Here is a 16,741-nt window from a genome sequence, read left to right as displayed (position 1 = left end):
ATTGGGATCCAGGTCCGGGTCCATCGCCATCCCTCCGTCGCGGTACTTTCGGCAGCCTACCCCGTCCCATCCTCTCTAACCGAGATTCAGTCCGGACAGCAGGTCGGTCTCCCACCCACGTTCGTCGCGCTCACCCGGGACGCCGGCCGCCAAGACATAGTGCTCGGAGTCCAGCATGGGCAAAACGATGTCGTTCGACAGTGCGAAGGCTGCCCCGCCGGGTGCGACGGTGACCTGCGTGGCGTGTGCGCGCATCGCGGCGACCTTGGCTGCCAGGCTCTCGGGTGCGTGCACGACGGCGTCGATCTTGTCGTCGCCGTACAGGAACGGGAAGTCCCCCGTGGGCAACCGGATCCAGTGCGACGGCAGGTCTGTGGATTCGATGGCCTGGAGCCCACTCTCGGCCGCCGTAGCGGACATCACCGTCCAGTAGAACTTGGGCACCTGCCACGCCTGCCCCGGGCCGTCGGTACCCGCCGCAGCGACGATGGCGGCCGACGTGACCTCGTGGGTGCGGATGTGGTCGGGATGGCCGTAGCCGCCGTCCGGGTCGTAGGACACGACGACGTGTGGGCGAACCGACCGGATGATCTCGACGAGCGCCGCCACTGCCTCGTCTGGGTCACCGTCGGTGAAGCGCTGATGCCCGCGGGCGGGTGTGCCCGCCATGCCGGAGTCGCGCCAGTGACCCGCACCGCCCAGGAACACGGGCTCGGCGACGCCAAGACTCGACAGGGCGGCCGACAGTTCACCGATGCGGTAACCACCGAGCTGGTCGGCGCCATCGACGGCCAGTTGCGCCCACCGGTCGCCGATCACCTCGCCCTCCTCGCCGAGCGTGCACGTGACGACGTGCACCTGCGCCCCGCGCGCCGCGTAGTGCGCGATCGTGGCGCCGGTGGTCAGTGTCTCGTCATCGGGGTGCGCGTGGACGAAGATAAGCCGCGGAATCTCCATTGCCTCACGATAGATTCACCCGGTGTCCCGGCGCGCCGTGGAGTACTCGTGTGCGGTGGTCGTCATCGGGCTGCTCGCCGGGGCCGCGGGCGCGGCCACCACCCTGCTGTTGCACGCTGTGGAGCATCTGACCTACCACTACTCGTTCGGCACGCTGCTCACCGGCGTTGGTGACAGCAGTCCGGTTCGACGGGCGGTTGGCCCCATGGTCGGCTGCGCGCTGGCGGGCCTCGGATGGTGGGCACTGCGTCGGCGCGCCGACGTCCCGAGCCTCTCGTCGACTATCGCCGAGCACCGGCCGATCCCCCGGCTGCGCATGTCCATCGACGCGGGGCTGCAGGTTCTGCTGGTGGGGTCGGGGGCCTCGCTGGGACGCGAGGGCGCACCGCGTCAACTCGCTGCGTCGTTCGGTGATCTGGGCACATCCCGCCTATCGCTCACGCCACGCGACCGCGAGATCCTGCTGGCCTGCGCGGCCGGCGCCGGGCTCGGCGCGGTGTACAGCGTGCCGCTGGGCGGCGCACTGTTCGCGGCACGAATCCTGTTGGGCACGTGGCATCCTCGGGCCCTGGGCACCGCGTTGATAACATCGAGCCTGGCGGTGGCCGTCGCCTCGCCAGTCACCCACTTCGAGCATTCACTCACGTGGCCGGACCCGAGCCTGTCCTACCTGTTCGTCTTCCTGGCGCTGGCGATCGCGCCGCTGTCGGTGGCGGTGGGCCTGTCCTTCGACAGGCTGATGTCGATGGCCCGGCCCAAACCCCAGATCCGTTCGTGGACACTGGTTCCCGCGATCGCGTTCGCGGGCCTGGCGACGGGCATCTGTTCGATCTGGTGGCCGGAGCTCCCGGGTAACGGCCGCAGCATCCTCACCGTCAGCGTCAACGCCAGCCTGACGCTGGGCGGCGCAGCGGTGCTGCTGGCACTCAAACCCCTGCTAACTGCCCTATTCCTTCGCGCGGGTGCCGTCGGCGGCATGATCACCCCCGCCTTGGCGACGGGTGCGGCAGCGGGATCGTTGGCGACGCTGACGCTGAATCATCTGGCGGGCACTGACATTCAGGTGGCTGCCGTGTCGCTGACGTGCGCCGCGGGCGTCCTGGCGGTGACCCAGCGCGCACCGGTGTGGGCTGCGCTGTTCGTGTGGGAACTCGCACGTCCGCCGGTGTGGCTGCTGCTGGTGTTCGCGGTCGCGGCCGTCACCTCGCACGTCATCCGGGTCGCCCGAGAGCGCAGGCAGGCGACGCTGGCTGGCACTGCTACTGCGGAACCTTGATCCACTTTCCCGCGTCGCCGACGATGCCGACCGGGACCGCACCCGACAGGCTCACGTTCTGCACGCTGGGGCCCGCCGCGACGATCGTGGTGTCCTGCAGGATCGGCATCACGGTCCACATGTTCCACAGCCGAGGTTCGACGGCCTTGAGCACGTCGGCGATGTTCTCGGTGCCGTCGAGCGCGGCGTCGATCTTCGGCTGAATGCTGCGGTCGCAGATTCCGGTCAAGTTACTGGGCGCCTGGATCAGCTGGTCGGACTCCGGCGCCGGCGCGGGACTGGTGACGGTGCTCGTCGCGCCCGGTGACGGAGCAGGCGGCGCGGGCGTCGCGGTCGTGGTGGTCGTCGAGGGCGTCGGATCCCCGGACTGCGGCACCGGTGGAGCCGTCGCGACGGCGGTGGCCTCCAACGCTGGGCAGCCGTAGCGCGACGCCAGCGCGGTGGCGAGATCGCCACCGGCCTGGTGCCAGCCGACGATCGCATCGACGCGGTTCTCGGCAAGCGCCTCGCCGTAGAGGATCTGGGGATCGAGCGCCACGACCGATGCCGCGATGCCGACGCTGCGCAACTGGTCGGCCGCGGTGTTGGCGACGGCCACCGACGTCGGGTCGTTGGCCGCGACGCCCAGCGCCAGCGTGAGTGGTTGACCGTCCTTGGTGATCCGGCCCCGGTCGTCGTTGGGAAGCGGGTTACCCGGGGTGGACGGTGGCGCTGGATCGGCGAGCTGAACCTGATAGCCGGACTCGGCGAGCAGAGTCAGCGCCGCCTCCTTGCTCATCGCGGGCGGGGCCGTCGGGGTGTAACCCGGGTCGGACGGCGAGCGCACCTGAGCCTGGGCCAGCGTCACGGTGTTGTCGCTGCCCGCACCGACTGCGGCCAGCAGATCCACATCGATAAGCCCGAGGACCGCCTTGCGCACCTGCGGGTCGACCAGCATCGGCTGCTGCGCGCGCAGCGTCAGCTGCAAAACCCGCGGCGTGACGATGCGGGCAGTCCTCACGTCGGGAATCGCGGACAGCTGCGCGAACGCCGCCTGGCCGCCATGCACCTGAGCCACCTGCGTATCGCGGTTGCGGATCGAATCAGCCAGCGCGGCAGGCGCTCCCCCGCGCCGGAACAGAATCAGGTCGGGCTTGGCCGGCACTGACCAGTAGCGGTCGTTACGCGCCAACAGGATTTCGTCGCGCTGCGGATCGATGCTCTCCACACGGAACTGGCCGCCGGTCACCGGCATCACCCGCGCCAGTCCCGCGGCGAACCCGCCAGGAATGTCCTTGACGATATGGGCGGGAAGGATGTCGTTGAACAGTTCTCGCCACGCCGGATACGGCTGGGAGAACGTCACCACCGCGGTCTTGCCGCCCTCGACCGACTGCACTCCGGTGATCAGGTCATAACCCGCGGGGTCGACCACACCGGGCTCGCCGACCATCTGGCGCCACAGGTACCAGTAATCGTCGGCGGCGATCGGTGCGTTATCGGTCCACGACGCCTCGGGCCGAATCTTGTACGTGACAGTGAAGGGTGCCTCGCTCGTCACCTCCGCCGACTCCAGCAGCGAGGTGTCCAGCTCCCACCGCGACCCGGTCGGCGTCGCCGGATCGGCGATGGGCCGGAACGAACTCGGCAGCACCAGCGAGGAGATCGCCGCGTTCACCGGCGACTGATCCGACATCAGGTGTGGATTGAACCCGGCGCCGATCGAGTCGATGGCCATGATGATCTGCGTCGCCTTCATCGGCGGCGGCGGAGTGCTCTCGGTGGTGTCGGTGCTCTGGGGCGCCGGGGGCGGGCTGACGGTGCACGCCGCCACCAACGTCACCAGCGCGGATATCGCGGCAATGACGCGTACGGGTCCCGGCACGGTGTTCAGGGTATCGGCAGGGCAGTAGGCCTCTCGTCCAGTGGCGTCGGCGACACACATCCTGGGCCGAGAACTGGAACACCGGGGCGCCCCACGTGACTTAGCTGGTGTTCGCTACACGGCCGTTGCAAGTTGATCCATAGATTCGATCTAGCGCCCCTTAGTCGGCCGGATTGCGCGCCGCCTCGCCTTGCGGGCGCTCTGATCTTGAACGCTAGATCCCCGCCAGAACGTGCGTGGTCAAGGACCTGATGAGACGTATGCCTAGGTCAGCAACGAAGAGTGTGCGGGCCGCCTGGCAATGCCTGGACCGGCTCGAGGGCCTTGGCGATCGCCACGCTTCCAGGTGGCGTTTGCCGGACCTACACATTCCTAGCGCCTGCGAAATACTTCTAGAACGTGTTCTACCTATTTGCCTGATATTTACAGCGGCGTCAAGTTAGGGTCTGCCCGGAGCCGCGGCGGCGCGATAGGCAAGACCGGCTCGGACACGACGAGAGAGGCGACGCATATGGATGTCGTGTGGTGGCTAATGCTCGCGATCGCGGTGATCTGGCAGTTGCGCCGTGTCGTTCGGAGACTACGAACCGCATCGCAGCGCATTGACGCCGACATCGCCGCCTTCAACCGCGAGCATCCCCGCATTGAGTTGCCTGACGCCTCAGCGCGGCTCGTCCCTCGCAGCTAGATCGTCGTCAGCCGCGAGTCTTGGCGCGCGCCTTGGCCCTGGCCCGCAGGCTGGCGACCAGCTCGACCTTGCGCACGCGGACGATCTCCGGCGTGACCTCAACGCACTCATCCTCGGCACAGAACTCCATGGCCTGTTCGAGGCTCAGTTCCATCGGTCGGGCGAGCGTCTCGAAGACGTCGGCGGTCGAGGACCGCATGTTGGTCAGCTTCTTCTCGCGAGTCACGTTGACGTCGAGGTCCTCGGCGCGCGGGTTGATTCCGACGACCTGGCCCTCATAGGTGTCATCGCCGGGCTCGACGAAGAACTGGCCGCGATCTGACAGCTGGGTCATCGCGAACGGTGTCACCGACCCGGTGCGGTCGGAGACCAGCGAGCCGGTGTGGCGTGCGCGGATCTCGCCGGCCCACGGCCGGTAGCCGTCGAACACCGCGTTGGCGATGCCGGTGCCGCGCGTCAAGGTCAGGAAGTCGGTGCGGAAGCCGATGAGCCCGCGGCTGGGCACGATGAAGTCCATCCGGACCCAGCCCGCCGCGTGGTTGGCCATATCCTCCATGCGGCCCTTGCGGGCGGCCATCAGCTGGGTGACGGCGCCCACGAACTCCTCAGGGCAGTCGATGGTCATCGCCTCGAACGGCTCGTGCAGCTTGCCGTCGATCGTGCGGGTGACCACCTGCGGCTTGCCGACGGTCAGCTCGAAGCCCTCGCGACGCATCTGCTCGACCAGGATGGCCAGCGCCAGCTCACCACGGCCCTGCACCTCCCAGGCGTCGGGGCGGTCGATGTCGACGACCTTGATCGACACGTTGCCGACCAGTTCGCTGTCCAACCGGGACTTGACCATGCGCGCCGTCAGCTTGTGCCCGGACACCTTCCCGGCCAGCGGCGAGGTGTTGGTGCCAATGGTCACCGAGATGGCGGGCTCGTCGACGGTGATGCGGGGCAACGCATGCGCGTGGTCCGGGTCGGCCAGGGTGTCGCCGATCATGATCTCGGGCATGCCCGCGACGGCGACGATGTCGCCGGCGATTGCCTCGTCGGTGGGATTCCGCTCCACGCCGACCGTGGCCAGCAGTTCGGTGATCTTGGCGTTGGTGATGACGGGATGACCGTCCACCTCGCGCATCCACGCGACCTGCTGACCCTTGCGCAGCTTGCCCTTGTAGATGCGGACCAGCGCCAGGCGGCCGAGGAACGCCGAGGCGTCGAGGTTGGTGACCAGCGCCTGCAGTGGGGCCTCGGGGTCGCCCTGCGGCGGCGGGATGTGCTCCATGAGGACGTCGAACAGCGCGTCGAGGTTCTCGCCGTCGGGGTTCTCCCCGTTGGCGGGCTCGACGGTGCTGGCGATGCCGGCGCGACCGGATGCGTACAGCACCGGAAGTCCGAGAGCCTCCTCGGCAGCCGTCTGCGCTTCCGCATCCAGATCCGATGCGACGTCGAGCAGCAGGTCGTGGCTCTCCGAGACGACTTCGGAGATGCGTGCGTCGGGGCGGTCGGTCTTGTTGACCACCAGGATCACCGGCAGGTGCGCGGCCAGAGCCTTGCGCAGCACGAACCGGGTCTGCGGCAGCGGCCCCTCGGAGGCGTCGACCAGCAGCAGCACGCCGTCGACCATGGACAGGCCGCGCTCGACCTCACCGCCGAAGTCCGCGTGCCCGGGAGTGTCGATGACGTTGATCACCGTCATCGAGCCGTCGGGGTGCTGCCGGTGCACCGCGGTGTTCTTGGCCAGGATGGTGATGCCCTTTTCCTTCTCCAGGTCACCAGAGTCCATAAGCCGCTCAATGGCGTCGTCACCGCGATGGGAGAGAGCGCCGGACTGACGCAGCATCGCATCGACGAGGGTCGTCTTGCCATGATCAACATGGGCGACGATGGCTACGTTACGAAAATCCACGTCGTTCATTGTCGCAGCGCGGGTAACCAATCGCGAAAACGAGAGATGAGCTACGAGAGGTCACGTGAAGGTCAGCAAGCTCGCCGGCGCCAAACCCAAGAAGAAGTGCTGTCGCTCCAAACCCCGCTGTAAGCGCTGCCCACTGGTGCTTCACAAGGTGCGCAAGGCCGAACTGTCAGGCATTCGTGGCAAAGACCTCGAGAAGGTCTACAAACGTGCGCGAAAGGCTTGACGACCTCGGCGAACACCGGCGTACCGTGGGTTCATCGGGCGGCGATCGGAGGCATCGAACATGGCGCTCTACGAAGCACTCACTGTCACGCTGATCGTCGTCTTGGCATCGGCGACCACTGTGGCCATCTACCTGGGCATGATGAATTGGATCGGCAGCGCATTCGTCGTGAGGTGTGCCGCATGTCACCACCTGACGGTGGCATCGGCCAACAAGACGAAAGAATCCTGCCCCCACTGCCGCCATCCAGTGCTGATGCATCCGCTGTACGCAGCCCATCACCCGGAACTTCGCGCCGAACCCCGCGTGGTCGGCGACCGGCTGCACTATTGACCGTGAACCATCCCCGGACGCGCGGGGTTAGTTCGTTGTTGGTGGGGGTTGTGGTTGGAAGGGTTGGTACCACCACCAGTCGGCGCGTTCGCCGGTCGGCCCGGGATAGGGCGCCACCTCAGGTGGGTCTGTGGTCGGTGGGCGAGCAAGCGACGCCGCGTGCAGGTTTCGCCCCTCGTGATCGGTGATCACGAGCCGATGTGCGGGTCCGGTGATGGTGATCCCGCCGCGATGATGCAGCCGGTGGTGATACGGGCACACCAGTACCAGGTTGGCCAGCTCGGTCAGGCCACCGTCCTGCCAGTGGGTGATGTGATGGGCATGCAGACCACGGGTGGCCCCACACCCGGGCATCACACAGCAGCGGTCACGGTGCTCCAGTGCCCGGCGTAGCCGCCGGTTGACCGTCCGGGTGGACCGCCCGACCCGATCACACGACCGTGCTGTTGGAACCACACCTCACAGGTCGCATCGCAGGTCAGGTAGCGGCGCTCGTCATCGGTGAGCAGTGGGCCCAGATGCAGTGCGGCCACCGGTGTCTCGACATCGACGTGCACGACCACGGTGGTGTGCTGGCCGTGCGGGCGACGCGCCACCTCGGCATCCCAACCCGCCTCGACCAATCCCATGAATGCGTCCACACCGTCGGGGAACGGCGGCACCTGAACCCCATCACCGCCTTCAGACTCGTGGTCGTGTTTCCACGCCGCGATCTGCGCGTCACGATGAGAGGCCAGGGCGGCGTCGAACTTTGCCGCATCCACGCGTGGTAACCGGATCCGCCACGTCGTGTACTCATCGTCTGGGCCGGCGGTCTTGGTGATGGAACGCTGGGGTTCGGGCTTCGGGTCGGGGTCGGGGCGCGGTTCGAGCTTGACCGCGGTGTGCAGTTGGCTGACGGTGGCCACAGCCGCCAGCTGCGCGTAGTGCTCATCAGAGCCCTCGGCTGCGCGCTCGGCGATGACCCCGACCTGATCCAGTGACAGCCGTCCCTCCCGCATACCGGCGGCGCAGCGCGGGAACTGCTCAAGCCGGTGGGCGACGGCGGCGATGGTGTGGGCGTTTCGCAGTGAGGTGCCAGTCTTCCAGGCCACCAACGCCGGAATCGACTTCGCACCGGTGGACCCGCACAACTCGTCACGGTCCAAGTCGGCCACGATCTCCACCACACGACTGTCGATGGCGTTGCGCTGACCGGACAGTTCGGCCAACTCCTCGAACAACACCTGAAGACGTTCATCGGGACGCAGCTGCTCGCCGGCCAAAGAGGCTGCGGCTGAGGACATAACACCATTGTCTCAGCGAGGTACGACAAATTCTGGTCCCAGAACTTGCCAACCCAGCATCACAACGCTGAGGTTCGGCTAGGGACTGACGGTGAGGTGGTGCGGACCGGCTGAGTCCCATCCCGCGATCGCCGCGGCGAGCTCCGGCAACCATGCGGTGTCGGCGGGCACCCAGTCCACGTCGGCCAGCTCGTCGGCCGTCACCCATCGCAGGGCGCGATGGTCGTGCGGCGCGACGGTGCCACTGATCTGGGTGACCACATACGCCCGAAGCGTCATCGCGCCGTTGAGCGGTACGTCGGCACCGATGCGCGCGCCGACGCTCACCTCGACTCCGAGTTCCTCGCGCAGTTCGCGTACCAGCGCCGCCTGCTCGGTCTCCCCCGGTGCGACCTTTCCGCCCGGCAGCTCCCACAGGCCCGCCAGCTCGGGGGGCCGCTCACGTTGGGCGACCAGCAGCGCGCCGTCGGTGATGAGAGCACCCGCGACGACGACCTGTGTCGACTCGTTGTTTGTCGTTTCCTGGTTTGGCACTGCCGGCGACGGTATACCCAAGGATCATGGCTGTACTAACGGACGAACAGGTCGACGCCGCGCTGGCCGATCTGCATGGGTGGGAGCGCGCCGACGGGGCCCTGCGCCGATCGATCAAGTTCCCGGCATTTCTCGACGGTATCGACGCGGTGCGCCGCGTGGGTGCGCACGCGGAGAGCAAAGATCACCATCCCGATATCGACATTCGTTGGCGGACGGTGACTTTCGTGCTCGTCACTCATTCCGAGGGCGGTATCACCGACAAGGACATCGAGATGGCGGGCGATATCAACGGGATCGTCGACCAGTAACCGCGATCCACGTCAGCGTCACGAGCGTGGCGACGATGTAGATCAGGCCCGCCCACGCGAGGTACCAGGGCCTGCCGATCTCCCAGATGCTCGGCTGCGCGAAGCTCAGCAGCCAGGGCACGCCAACCAGGATCAGGACCAGCCATCCCCATCCGAGCCACCGTGCACCCGGCTGGTTCCGCAGCGCGCCGTACAGCAGCCAGAGGATGAGCGGGAGCAACCACACCCAGTGGTGCGTCCATGAGATGGGCGAGAGCAGCAGGCCGAACAGTTGCACGATCAGGATCGCGCCCAGCCGATCCTGGGCGCCGCCGATGGCCCGCCAGGCGAGGACCGCGAGCACGGCCGTGATCACGACGCCGACCACCACAGCCGGGCCGTACCCGGCGTCATGCCCCAGGATGCGGGAGATTCCCCCGCGCCATGACTGGTTGAACGACGTGCCGATCGGGCCGACGCGGTCGGCATCGCCGAGCAGGTCGGTGAAGTAGTAGCGGGCCTGATCGCCCAGGACCAGTAGGGACACGCCGACCGTGCCGAAGAAGACGACGGCCGAGAACAGGGCCGTGCCCCAGCGTCGGGCCCCGACGAAGTACAGCCCAGACACCGCCGGCGTGAGCTTGACGCCGGCCGCCAGACCCACCAGCAGCCCCGACAGCCACCACCGACTGCTGTAGACCGCGCCCAGCACGGCCAGCACCAGGATGACGTTGACCTGGCCGTAGTCGAACGTGCTGCGCAGCGGTTCGGTCCAGATCCCGACGGCCGTCCACAGCATGGCCAACCGGTGATCGGCGCGGTCGATCAACCGGAGGCTCAGCCACACGACGCCGTAGAGCGCAACGATGACGCTGATCTGCCAGATGAAGGCCAACACGCCGAAGGGCACCAGGTGCAACGGCTCGAACACCACGGCCGCGAACGGCGGATAGGTGAAGGGCAGCGGGAAGTCAGGGGTCTGGTCGGCATAGACGAAGTCGTACAGCGGCCGGCCCGTGTCGATGGTCGCCGCGCCCTCGACGTAGACGTGCAGGTCGACGAAGTTGGCGCCGGCTGGCACCAGGTAGGTCCAGGCCAGGCGGGCGGCGACGCTCAGCGCGAGCAGCCACGGCGCCAGCGTCATCAGGCGGGTGGCGGCCGGCCGTGCCACTCGGGTGTCCGTTTGTCCGTTTATCCCCCGACTCTAGCGATCTGGTCACCGTATGCCGTCGTCCCCATAACGGTTGAGTAAATGCCACACGTGTCACTTGAGTAACTTCAGTAACTCCGTAGCTTCGGTGACAGACGTGCCGACAACGGATTGGGAGAACCATGCATACCGCCAGAAAACTGTTCGCCACCAGCATGATTGCCAGCGCTGGTGCGCTGGGAGCTGCGCTGGCACTGAGCGCGCCGGCCATCGCCGAGCCCGCCCCCGTACCTCCGGCGATCCCGAGCGTGCCCGGCCTGTCGTTCCTTGACCCGGCCAACGCGCCGCTGTTGCTCCAGGGGCTCTCCTCGACGTTCTCGCAGATGACCTCACCGGCCACCGCGGTCGCGCCGGCAGCGCCCGTCGCGCCCACGGCCACCGCATCCGTCAACCTGCCGCAACCGGCCGCGCTGCCCGCCCCGGTCAATGCACTGGGTCTCCCGACGGCCGCGACGGCTGCCGCACCTGCCGCCGCCACCCCGGCGCCGGGGATCGTCCCGTCCGCTGAGGTCAGCATTCCTCAGGTGCCGGGATCACCGCTCCCGCCCCAGCAACTCGCATTCCCCGGCGCCCTGACGTCGTTGATTCCCGAGGGCGTGCCGCTGGCGAACCTGCTGCCGCAGCCGGCCACAGCGGCGACCGCCGCCGCGCCGGCAGCACCGGCCGCGACAGCGACCGCTACGGGCATTCAGAGCCTGGAAAGCCTTGCACCGCTGGTCTTCCCGGCCTCAGCACTGCCCTGATCCAGCTCTGACCAGGTACACGGACCGAAACCACCACGGGGAGAGTCATGTCATCGATGAGGACGCTACTGATCGCCATCGGCGCATCGGCCGCACTGACGCTGGGCGGCCAGACGGTCGCCCACGCCGAACCGGCACCGCCGGCGCCGTTGCCGATCAACGGTCTGCAGGCACCCGGCCTGTCGGCGGTGCAGAGTCTGGGGCCCGCCATTCAGCAGGCGGCCGCGGATCCGACCAACGCCGCATCGATGCTCATGGCTGCCGCGGCGGCCTTCGCCGGTAACTCGGCGGCACCTACGGACTCGAAAAACGTGGCGGCTGCGGTGAATCAGTTCGTCGCCGATCCCGTGGCGGCCCAGGTGGCGCACGTACCCGCCGCCGGAGCCGTCCCGGGCACCGAGGCCCATCTCCCAGCGGGTATCAACCCGGCCCACTCGGTCGGTCCGGCACCCGAAGCGGCCCCGGCAGCTGCGCCGGCACCCGAGGCGGCTCCGGCCCCGGCACCCGAGGCGGCGCCCGCCCCGGCACCTGCTCCCGAAGCTGTCGTCCCCGCACCCGAGGCGGTCCCCGCCGCCGAGGGCGCACCGGCCCCAGTCGCCGTACCCGCTCCGGGCCCGGCTCCCGCCCCGGGCTTCGGGCCCGACGCGCCGGTGACGCAGGAGTTCATGTACCCGTCGATCAGCAACGGGTGCATGTCGGACGGCGGAAACGTGCTGGCGACCGCGATCTCAGTGGCAGGACCGGCGAAGATCCCCGCCCCCGGCCCCGTCGCCGGCCAGACTGCCTACGTGTTCACCGCGATGGGCACACCGGGTCCGGCCGCCGAGCAGAAGCTGCCGCTGAACGTCACCTGGGTCAACCTGACGACGGGCAAGTCGGGCACCGCCACGCTCAAGCCGCAGGCCGATATCAACCCCGAGGGTCCGACGACGCTCACCGCGATCGCCGAAACCGGATCGGGCAGCATCATGTCGACGATCTTCGGTCAGGTCACCACGACCGAGAAGCAGTGCCAGTTCATGCCGACCATCGGCTCGACGGTGGTGCCCTGAACATCACCGTCCCAACCCGCGGGCGTGCGTGCCCAACCCTGAGATACCGGAGAAATCCGGTTGGGGCGCGCACGCTCGCGGTTTTGGTTTTCGGGTCAGAAGGCCATGAACAGGATCATCTCCCGGTCGTACTCACGGCCGGGATGCGACTCCGACAGATGTGTCTGAGCCTTCTCGACTAGATCGTCCTCGTCGGACCCGGTGATCGCCTCGCCACAGGGGCAGTTCAGATGTGTCTTCGCCATACGCTCACCTTATCCACGTCCATGATGGTGAACATGGATTTGTACGCCGCGATGCGCACGACCGGAGCCGTCCGCCAGTTCACCGGCGAGCCACTGCCCGACGACATCCTGGAACGAATCCTCGACAACGCCCGGTTCGCCCCGAGCGGCGGCAATCGGCAGGGCGTCCGCGTCATCACGGTGCGCGACATGACCACACGCGAGGCGCTGGCCGAACTGTCGGAGCCCGGCGCCCAGCGCTACGCCGCCCAGATCGCCAACGACGAGTCGCCGTGGAACCCGTTGCATCCCTGCGGCGTCCCGGAGGACGTCATCGCAGCCACTGAGGTCCCGCGCGGCATGGTGGCGCCGGTGCTCAACGCCGAGGTCGTGCTTGTCATATGCCTCGACCTCGGTGTCGCGGCAGCACTCGACCAGGATCTCGACCGCATCGGTGTGATCAGCGGCGCGTCGGTCTACCCATTCGTGTGGAACGTCCTGCTCGCCGCGCGCAACGAGGGGTTCGGTGGCGTGCTCACCACGATGGCGGTGGCCCGCGAACCAGGCGTTAAGGTCCTGCTCGGCATCCCCGACGAGTACGCCGTCGCTGCGGTGGTGCCGCTGGGCAAGCCGGTCAAGCAGGCCACCAAGCTCACCCGTAAGCCCGTCGCGGACTTCGTCACACGCGAACGCTTCGACGGCGCCCCGCTCTAGGCCTTGGCGGCCTTCGCTGCCGCCTTGGCCGCCTTCTTGTACGACCGCACCTTGTCCAGCGAGCCGGCGTCGACCACATCGGCGACCGACATGTGCACGTCGGCCTTGCCATAGTCGCCCGCGGCCTCGCGCCAACCCTGCGGCGTCGCGCCGTACTGCTTACCGAGCAGAGCGACGAAGATCTTCGCCTTCTGCTCGCCGAAGCCGGGCAGCGCCTTCATACGACGCAGCACCTCGGCGCCGTCGGGGTCGCCTGCCGTCCAGATCGCTGCCGCGTTGCCGTCGTACTCGTCGACCACAGCCCGCGCCAGATCCTGCACCCGCTTGCCCATCGATCCTGGAAAGCGATGCACGGCAGGGCGTTCGGAGAACAACTTGAGGAAGCTCTCGGGGTCGTACTCGGCGATCTCGCGGGCGTCGACGCCGCCCATCCTGTCAGCGATCTTCTTGGGACCGGCAAATGCCACCTCCATCGGGATCTGCTGATCGAGCAGCATCCCGACCAGTAATGCGAACGGATTCGCCTCCAGCAGCGCGTCGGCTTCCGGATCCTGGACCAGTTGCAAGGTGGGCATCCGGCCAGTCTAGGACGAATCAGTGCCGAGCGATCGGCTGCAGCGGACTGGACTGTTCAGGCCGGTTCGGGCATCTGTGCCGCTGGGGTGTGCGATCGTAAGCGACGATAACCGGTGGATTTGCCCTTAGGAGACGGACATGACACGGGTGCTTGCACCTCTTTTCGCGGCGGTCGTTGCCGCCATTGCGCTGGCCGGCATGGCTCAGGCAATTCCCGACCAGGGCACGCCGGCATTCGACGAGTACATGCAAGGCCTCCGAACCAATGGCTACAACCTGAATCCCGACACTGCGTGGCGAGTCGCTCACCAGGCATGTATCGGCGGTCTACCGGGATACATCAATTTGGAACTGGCTGCTCAAGGGGCCATCGGCCCCGGACCACAGCAGCGGGTGATGGACGTGGCCAGAAAGTACGCCTGCCCCGTTCAGTAGGTGACATCAAGGGGCCCCGGTCACGCCAGCCCGCATAGCATTCTGCGGTGAGGTGACATGGCGATCGAGGTTGCGATAGCGCTGGCAGTGGCGCTGGTACTGATGGCGGTTGCCGCCGTCCTGGTGGTGCGCACCCGCCGCGTGGTGACCACCCCCACCGAACGCGCGATCCACGCCGCGCTGCACACGGCCTCACTTGCCGCCCACGCGCTGCGCCAGGGTCTCAACACCGAGTCGGCACAGACGGCCGCACCATTCCTGCGCGATCTGACCGGTACCGAGGGGTTGGCGTTATTCGACGGCGACGGTGAGATGTTGGCGCGGGAACAGAGCCAGGAGTCGATCTGGCACTCCGACATCGTCGAGACCGCGGCTGCAACCGCGCGGGAATCGGTCGACGAGCAGCGTCGGGTACTGCGCAGCGTCCGCACCACGTCGGTGGTGGCCCAGCCACTGCTCACCGAGAGCGGCGACATCCTCGGCGTCTTGGTGGTGGTGACCGCCGGGACGCCGGGCCCCGGCATGCTCGGTGCCATCGGCGAGGTGGCACGCTACGCGGCGAGCCAGCTCGAACTCGCCGACCTCGACACGTCGCGCGCGCGCCTCGACCGCGCCGAGGTACTCGCCCTGCGCGCCCAGATCAGCCCACACTTCATCTACAACGCGCTCAACACGATCGCCTCGTTCGTGCGCACCGACCCCGATCGGGCACGCGAGCTGATCCTCGAGTTCGCCGACTTCACCCGCTACTCGTTCCGGGCGGCGGGGCAGTACACGACGCTGTCCGATGAACTGCGCAATATCGACCGCTATCTGACCCTGGAGCGGGCCCGTTTCGGCGAGGCGCTGAAGGTGCGGCTCCAGGTGGCACCGGAGATGCTCAACGTGGTGGTCCCGTTCCTGGCGCTGCAACCGTTGGTGGAGAACGCCGTTCGGCATGGGCTGGCCGAGCGCGGCGGCGGCTCCGTCGAGATCATCGCCCTCGACGAGGGCACCGACTGCGTCGTCACCGTCGAGGATGACGGCGTAGGCATGGACCCCGACGCGCTGCGGTCAGGCCCCGCCGACGCGCTGGCGGACAGCGACGCCCAGTCCTCCGGGCACTCGGCACACGTCGGGTTGACCAATGTCGACCATCGCCTGCGCGCGGCGTTCGGCAACGATTACGGTCTGGTGGTCGAAACGGCGGTGGGCGCGGGCACCAAGGTCATCATGCGCGTTCCGAAGTTCCGTTCAGGCGTCCGGGCCGGCGGAGGTGCAGTGAAGTGAACGACTCGTCAAGACCGACACTGACGGTGCTCGCCGTCGACGACGAGGCACCCGCGCTCGACGAGCTGGTCTACCTCCTCGGCGAACACCCCTGCATCGGCGAGGTTATCGCGGCGAGCGACGCCACCTCGGCACTGCGTGAACTCAACCAGCGACCGATCGACGCGGTGTTCCTCGACATCAACATGCCCGGCCTGAGTGGTCTCGAGCTGGCCGGGGTGCTGACCAACTTCTCCTACCGTCCCGCCGTCGTGTTCGTAACCGCGCACGACGACAAGGCTGTCGAGGCATTCGACGTCGGGGCCGTCGACTACCTGCTCAAGCCCATTCGACAGAGCCGCCTCGACGAGGCCGTGCGGCGGGCACTCGCGGTGGCCACCGAGGCTCGGCGCGACGAGGAGGAGCCCGGCGACGAGGAGGCCGACATCCTGCCCGCCGAACTCGGGGGCATCACACAGCTCGTACCGCGGGACACCATCGGCTGGGTGGAGGCCGAGGGAGACTACGCACGGCTGCACTCCGCGTCCGGCGCCCACCTGGTGCGCATACCGCTGAGCACACTCGAATCTCGCTGGCGCGACAAGGGATTCCAACGTATCCACCGCTCGTACCTGGTCGCACTGAAGCAGGTCACTGGCCTGCGCACGACGGACGGGTCGATGCTGGTGCGACTGCGCGCCAACGGCGACTCACCCGCGGTGGAGCTGCCCGTCAGCCGAAGGCAGGCCAAGGAACTGCGCGATCGGCTGGTCCGCGACCCGATGAGAAACCTGCGGCCAAGTGACGGCGGAACCCATGACTAGGCCGCAGCGCCAACGCGTCGTGCTGGCGCACCGGCGGGGCTCGCGCGTCATCAGGACTCGGGTGGAGGTCCAGGAGCAGACCCAGGTCGGCGATGCGCTGGTACGCGGTCTGGTGCGTGCTCAGCTCGGACTGGCGCTGCGGCTGGCCGTCGTCGTGATCTTCGCCGTCGCTGCCATCCCACTGGCGATCGGCCTGTTCCCCGACATCTCCGATGTTCGCGTCGCCGGGATCCGGCTGAACTGGCTGGTTCTCGCCGTCCTGGTGTACCCGGTGCTCTACGGGGTGGGTCGGCTGTACGTGCGGCTGGCCGAGCAGGGTGAGCGCGACTTCGTCCGTGTCATCGAGGACGAACCATGA

At 67.7% G+C, this 16,741-nt stretch carries 18 protein-coding genes and 1 pseudogene; 11 read left to right on the top strand and 8 right to left on the bottom strand.

All coding sequences use genetic code 11. From position 1 onward, the window contains the following. Positions 1-75 precede the first annotated feature (75 nt). Positions 76-957, bottom strand: coding sequence for an N-acetyl-1-D-myo-inositol-2-amino-2-deoxy-alpha-D-glucopyranoside deacetylase (gene mshB, locus ACZY0X_RS10720; protein ID WP_463770126.1), 882 nt, complete (start codon positions 955-957; stop codon positions 76-78). A gap of 22 nt (positions 958-979) precedes the next feature. Between mshB and ACZY0X_RS10715 the strand changes: the two genes are divergently transcribed. Next, positions 980-2,233, top strand: coding sequence for a chloride channel protein (locus tag ACZY0X_RS10715; protein WP_463770124.1), 1,254 nt, complete (start codon positions 980-982; stop codon positions 2,231-2,233). On the opposite strand, the gene ACZY0X_RS10710 is transcribed toward ACZY0X_RS10715, so the two are convergent. Then, positions 2,217-4,157 carry an ABC transporter family substrate-binding protein gene (locus ACZY0X_RS10710; RefSeq protein WP_463770122.1) on the bottom strand — a complete coding sequence of 647 codons (1,941 nt, stop codon included), beginning with the start codon at positions 4,155-4,157 and terminating at the stop codon, positions 2,217-2,219. The two genes, ACZY0X_RS10715 and ACZY0X_RS10710, sit on opposite strands and share 17 nt — an antisense overlap. Positions 4,158-4,792: 635 nt before the next feature. After that, on the bottom strand, positions 4,793-6,682 hold the full coding sequence (gene typA / locus ACZY0X_RS10705) for a translational GTPase TypA (RefSeq protein ID WP_463770120.1): 1,890 nt from the start codon (positions 6,680-6,682) through the stop codon (positions 4,793-4,795). A 64-nt stretch (positions 6,683-6,746) separates the two neighbouring features. Between typA and ACZY0X_RS10700 the strand changes: the two genes are divergently transcribed. Further along, on the top strand, positions 6,747-6,914 hold the full coding sequence (locus ACZY0X_RS10700) for a hypothetical protein (protein ID WP_463770118.1): 168 nt from the start codon (positions 6,747-6,749) through the stop codon (positions 6,912-6,914). A 60-nt stretch (positions 6,915-6,974) separates the two neighbouring features. After that, positions 6,975-7,247 (top strand): hypothetical protein, encoded by a 273-nt coding sequence (locus ACZY0X_RS10695; protein ID WP_463770116.1) that lies wholly within the window; start codon positions 6,975-6,977, stop codon positions 7,245-7,247. A 27-nt stretch (positions 7,248-7,274) separates the two neighbouring features. Here ACZY0X_RS10695 and ACZY0X_RS10690 read toward each other — a convergent pair. Next, a pseudogene (locus ACZY0X_RS10690) lies at positions 7,275-8,533 on the bottom strand (HNH endonuclease signature motif containing protein). A 78-nt stretch (positions 8,534-8,611) separates the two neighbouring features. After that, entirely contained in the window at positions 8,612-9,067 is a 456-nt protein-coding gene (locus tag ACZY0X_RS10685; RefSeq protein ID WP_463770114.1) for a (deoxy)nucleoside triphosphate pyrophosphohydrolase, read from the bottom strand. A 26-nt stretch (positions 9,068-9,093) separates the two neighbouring features. Between ACZY0X_RS10685 and ACZY0X_RS10680 the strand changes: the two genes are divergently transcribed. Further along, entirely contained in the window at positions 9,094-9,378 is a 285-nt protein-coding gene (locus ACZY0X_RS10680; RefSeq protein ID WP_463770112.1) for a 4a-hydroxytetrahydrobiopterin dehydratase, read from the top strand. Here ACZY0X_RS10680 and ACZY0X_RS10675 read toward each other — a convergent pair. After that, positions 9,356-10,501: a mannosyltransferase gene (locus tag ACZY0X_RS10675; protein WP_463770624.1), complete on the bottom strand. Its 1,146-nt coding sequence runs from the start codon at positions 10,499-10,501 to the stop codon at positions 9,356-9,358. The genes ACZY0X_RS10680 and ACZY0X_RS10675 overlap by 23 nt on opposite strands. Positions 10,502-10,689: 188 nt before the next feature. Between ACZY0X_RS10675 and ACZY0X_RS10670 the strand changes: the two genes are divergently transcribed. Together ACZY0X_RS10670 and ACZY0X_RS10665 are read left to right on the top strand one after the other, a co-directional pair. Further along, positions 10,690-11,310, top strand: coding sequence for a hypothetical protein (locus ACZY0X_RS10670; protein WP_463770110.1), 621 nt, complete (start codon positions 10,690-10,692; stop codon positions 11,308-11,310). 47 nt (positions 11,311-11,357) lie between these two features. Continuing rightward, a complete protein-coding gene (locus ACZY0X_RS10665; protein WP_463770108.1) occupies positions 11,358-12,362 on the top strand; it encodes an Rv1157c family protein in 1,005 nt (334 codons plus the stop codon). A 95-nt stretch (positions 12,363-12,457) separates the two neighbouring features. Here the strand turns inward: ACZY0X_RS10665 and ACZY0X_RS10660 are convergent, their stop codons facing one another. Beyond that, on the bottom strand, positions 12,458-12,607 hold the full coding sequence (locus ACZY0X_RS10660) for a DUF1059 domain-containing protein (protein WP_241403764.1): 150 nt from the start codon (positions 12,605-12,607) through the stop codon (positions 12,458-12,460). A 33-nt stretch (positions 12,608-12,640) separates the two neighbouring features. Between ACZY0X_RS10660 and ACZY0X_RS10655 the strand changes: the two genes are divergently transcribed. Beyond that, positions 12,641-13,300: a nitroreductase family protein gene (locus tag ACZY0X_RS10655; protein WP_463770106.1), complete on the top strand. Its 660-nt coding sequence runs from the start codon at positions 12,641-12,643 to the stop codon at positions 13,298-13,300. On the opposite strand, the gene ACZY0X_RS10650 is transcribed toward ACZY0X_RS10655, so the two are convergent. Next, complete coding sequence (locus tag ACZY0X_RS10650; protein WP_463770104.1) at positions 13,297-13,875, bottom strand: HhH-GPD-type base excision DNA repair protein; 579 nt, start codon at positions 13,873-13,875, stop codon at positions 13,297-13,299. The genes ACZY0X_RS10655 and ACZY0X_RS10650 overlap by 4 nt on opposite strands. 139 nt (positions 13,876-14,014) lie before the next feature. On the opposite strand from ACZY0X_RS10650, the gene ACZY0X_RS10645 reads away from it, so the two are divergent. Genes ACZY0X_RS10645 through ACZY0X_RS10630 form a run of 4 tightly spaced genes read left to right on the top strand, consistent with a single transcriptional unit; the run spans position 14,015 to position 16,741 of the window. After that, positions 14,015-14,311, top strand: coding sequence for a DUF732 domain-containing protein (locus ACZY0X_RS10645; RefSeq protein WP_463770102.1), 297 nt, complete (start codon positions 14,015-14,017; stop codon positions 14,309-14,311). Between the two features lie 57 nt (positions 14,312-14,368). Beyond that, positions 14,369-15,580: a sensor histidine kinase gene (locus ACZY0X_RS10640; RefSeq protein WP_463770100.1), complete on the top strand. Its 1,212-nt coding sequence runs from the start codon at positions 14,369-14,371 to the stop codon at positions 15,578-15,580. Then, positions 15,577-16,383, top strand: coding sequence for a LytR/AlgR family response regulator transcription factor (locus tag ACZY0X_RS10635; protein ID WP_463770098.1), 807 nt, complete (start codon positions 15,577-15,579; stop codon positions 16,381-16,383). Before ACZY0X_RS10640 ends, ACZY0X_RS10635 begins: the two co-directional genes overlap by 4 nt. After that, positions 16,376-16,741: a hypothetical protein gene (locus ACZY0X_RS10630; RefSeq protein WP_463770097.1), complete on the top strand. Its 366-nt coding sequence runs from the start codon at positions 16,376-16,378 to the stop codon at positions 16,739-16,741. The genes ACZY0X_RS10635 and ACZY0X_RS10630 overlap by 8 nt, the downstream gene beginning before the upstream one ends.

The organism is Mycobacterium sp. IDUB_39, assembly GCF_055419205.1.
The sequence above is the reverse complement of the archived record's forward strand: the minus strand, read 5'-3'. Positions and strand labels throughout refer to the sequence as shown.

Coding starts and splice junctions, on each gene's coding strand:
- mshB (WP_463770126.1), bottom strand. CDS start 957: ATGGAGATTCCGCGGCTTATCTTCGTCCACGCGCACCCCGATGACGAG.
- ACZY0X_RS10710 (WP_463770122.1), bottom strand. CDS start 4,157: ATGTGTGTCGCCGACGCCACTGGACGAGAGGCCTACTGCCCTGCCGAT.
- ACZY0X_RS10695 (WP_463770116.1), top strand. CDS start 6,975: ATGGCGCTCTACGAAGCACTCACTGTCACGCTGATCGTCGTCTTGGCA.
- ACZY0X_RS10680 (WP_463770112.1), top strand. CDS start 9,094: ATGGCTGTACTAACGGACGAACAGGTCGACGCCGCGCTGGCCGATCTG.
- ACZY0X_RS10675 (WP_463770624.1), bottom strand. CDS start 10,501: ATGACGCTGGCGCCGTGGCTGCTCGCGCTGAGCGTCGCCGCCCGCCTG.
- ACZY0X_RS10670 (WP_463770110.1), top strand. CDS start 10,690: ATGCATACCGCCAGAAAACTGTTCGCCACCAGCATGATTGCCAGCGCT.
- ACZY0X_RS10665 (WP_463770108.1), top strand. CDS start 11,358: ATGTCATCGATGAGGACGCTACTGATCGCCATCGGCGCATCGGCCGCA.
- ACZY0X_RS10660 (WP_241403764.1), bottom strand. CDS start 12,607: ATGGCGAAGACACATCTGAACTGCCCCTGTGGCGAGGCGATCACCGGG.
- ACZY0X_RS10655 (WP_463770106.1), top strand. CDS start 12,641: ATGGATTTGTACGCCGCGATGCGCACGACCGGAGCCGTCCGCCAGTTC.
- ACZY0X_RS10650 (WP_463770104.1), bottom strand. CDS start 13,875: ATGCCCACCTTGCAACTGGTCCAGGATCCGGAAGCCGACGCGCTGCTG.
- ACZY0X_RS10645 (WP_463770102.1), top strand. CDS start 14,015: ATGACACGGGTGCTTGCACCTCTTTTCGCGGCGGTCGTTGCCGCCATT.
- ACZY0X_RS10640 (WP_463770100.1), top strand. CDS start 14,369: ATGGCGATCGAGGTTGCGATAGCGCTGGCAGTGGCGCTGGTACTGATG.
- ACZY0X_RS10630 (WP_463770097.1), top strand. CDS start 16,376: ATGACTAGGCCGCAGCGCCAACGCGTCGTGCTGGCGCACCGGCGGGGC.